2 protein-coding genes are annotated in these 2,909 nt (G+C 39.7%); both read right to left on the reverse strand.

Annotated elements, in window-relative coordinates:
* Positions 1-220 precede the first annotated feature (220 nt).
* The gene (locus tag ACM0OX_RS35405) at positions 221-805 is read right to left on the reverse strand and encodes a hypothetical protein (protein WP_414519853.1); all 585 of its coding nucleotides are present in this window, start codon (positions 803-805) and stop codon (positions 221-223) included.
* 121 nt (positions 806-926) lie between these two features.
* The gene (locus tag ACM0OX_RS35410) at positions 927-2,426 is read right to left on the reverse strand and encodes a glycosyl hydrolase family 57 (protein WP_414519855.1); all 1,500 of its coding nucleotides are present in this window, start codon (positions 2,424-2,426) and stop codon (positions 927-929) included.
* Positions 2,427-2,909 lie beyond the last annotated feature (483 nt).

Consider the following 2,909-nt stretch of genomic DNA (forward strand, 5'->3'; position numbering starts at 1 on the left):
GGGGGGATCTAAACGCTGGGAGGCAACTCTCAAAGACTTGTGTATACACCGTAGGCTTGCGGGGAGGGGAGACAAAACGTAGCTTTGGCGGGGTGGGGTTCTTTCTTATTTTTGATTTATGCAAGAGGTCTAATTTTTTCAAATAAATAATTGCTCAAATACTGATTCTGAAATCAGCATGATATCGTGTTTGAGTTAATCTTTGATAATTTTCAGATACTTAAATGTTATTTAAGGTTTCCCACTCATCTAAATAAACTTCAAACTCTCTCTTAACTTCTTCCATCACTAACTTTTCTGTCTCAAAATAGCCAATTTCTGTAATTTCTCCAGCTTGGGATACATCGAAACGGTAAAAGCCAGAATCTGTTGTATATTGCACAATTCTAATTTCTTTAGGTGGATCTAAGTCTTTGTATATCCCATCTATACATATACGTCGATATATAGCTCCAGTAGATTTATGGTTTGCATTTAAGAAAACACGATACTTGAGTACAGGAAACCTTTGCTTGAATAATTCAAGGAGTTCAAAGAACACATCACATGCCTTTGCTTCGTCTCCAACTTCTCGGAGAATGATATTTTTCCATCCCGCTGTTGATCCGTACCGTTGATAATATCGAGCTACCCAGTTGTTCAACTGACTAAAGGGAGGGTTCTCTTCTTCAATTAAGATCCCATTTTCCTCCATAGCAAAATAATAGCCACCAATAAAGCCACTTAATGCAGTTAAGGAACGCTGTCCTAAAAACATTTGTGGTCTTGGTCTCATCATTTCTAAAATCTCATAAATATTTTTCATTTATATTGCCTATTTAGAAAACAATATACTTTATTTAGTGATATTTTACCCTGTAATATAGCCACAGCCCCACTCTTAAAAAAGCAGGGCTGTTTCATCCCTTAACCTGAGTTATTTATTATTAAAATATCGTTTTTAGCAAGCTTTCGCCACGTTGGTAAATCTCCCGCGCGTGATCAGTCCAAGCACCTTGTCCCCAATAACGAAAACAACTGGTTTGCAACAACAGGTTATGTAGAAGAACATTACGATAATGAGATTGTCTGGTTACAGGTTCTGCTGAGTCAACTTGTTGTAATGGATCAAACTTCTGATGAAATAAACTACTTAATTGATACATGGGAGACAACACATTTTCATATCCTTTTACCCAACTGATATGATTTGTCCATGAAGCTCCATCTAGATGAAAATTAGAGTTTGTTTGCTTTAATTCTTGAATGGCATTCTCTACAGCTTGCGGTTGAGTATTATCTGGTGAAACTCGCTCCCAAATCTGATGTTGTCCCACTGGCTGACAAGTTGGATAATCTTCAGGTTTGCATCCAGCAGCTTCGATTAATTCTAAATATTCTGTACCACACACACCAATAACACCTGATTTTCCTCCGCCATTATTGACCATATCCCACCACGCTTGTTTAAAAGCGCTAGGAAATTCATTCATCATCACGCCGCCATTTTCACCATCGCCAATTTGGCTAACTATTGGTGGTACAAATACACTACCAATTTGTTGTTTGGATAATGTTTTCGCTTCGTAGTAAGGCTGCATTTGAGCAACTAATTTCGTATCGGAACCTTGAGTTTTAATTAAGGCTGTGATGCTAATTGTTTCGCCTTGAGAATTACGAGCAAGTAGACGATGTGGTAAATGTTTATGAGTCAGAGATTGGCCAGTAAGAGTTTCTACAGAATGTTCTTGAACAAGTAGCCAGCGATATCCACATTCTTTCAGCGCTTTCACAAATTCAAAGAGAGCATCAGGGTGATTTGGTAGATGCATTTCTGGGGGCGAAAATCCTTTGACTCGCGCTAGTGCTTCCCAGCCAAAAATTGCTGCAAAGTGATGTTGCCATGCAACGATATGTAATTTAATATCTGCTATGGGTGTAGAAGGAATAACTGCATGACCCCACATAGTACCCAGCCATTCTACATAAGGTTGGTAAGTGCGATCGCAAGTAATCCGTTTAAGATTATCGAGAACATCACCGCGTCCCATTTGCCGCAGTCCCCACAGCAGATTACCAGAGTAATCCAACATCACACGCGGATTGCAACCTTGACTTACAAGTTCGGGGATCAAGTCACCCATGCGGCTGTAACAATGGGCAAAGGGATCTGCGTTGTGGTTATCCCCTTCATGGGGATGTTCAAACATATATTGCAGATTGCTGATGAGTGTACCGCCATTTCCAGCAGGTATAGTTGGCTGGTGCATGTGCAAAGCGATCGCAAACACAGCATTTACGTCTTCTAAACGGATATTCGTTGTTGGTAAAAATACTGGTCGATCTTGGTTAACCACAGAGAGAACCTCTGTTTCCCAACCAGAAATATTCGGTAAGCCATCAATGATTTCGGGCAAAGGAGTCAGGGTTGTAGGGAAGGAAAGCATTTCTGATTGCTCCGAAACAAGGTATGTCTAATTATGCGATCGCACAGCAATTTCTGCTCTGCAACTTTATGTATCGATGCAAACTGCGATCGTCTTGTAGTCCTGCAAAATCTCTGTAGTTCAACAGTTGGGATATCACACTTATATAAAAACTGTTAGTAAATATACAGCAATCATATTTAATTTTGTTGCTAGAGACGTACAGACGAGGCCCCTACAGGCGATTCATTATGTTGCAAAGATTTTTGGAAATGGTATGATACAACTCAAAATTCAGAAATTCAGATTTCATCTGGGTTTCTGGGTTTGAATCTGTTTCCCTCTTTTAGAGGTTGTTTGAAAAGTCCTCTTCTCGGTAACAAAAAATTTTAGATCCCCCTAAATCCCCCTTAAAAAGGGGGACTTTAATTCCAGTCCCCCCCCTTTTTAAGCTATCCATTACCCGCATCTTTCTTAACATTGTTGTAAGGCAGACTGTGAGGG

Origin of the sequence: Nostoc sp. PCC 9305 (assembly GCF_963920915.1) — a bacterium.
GTDB lineage: Bacteria > Cyanobacteriota > Cyanobacteriia > Cyanobacteriales > Nostocaceae > Nostoc.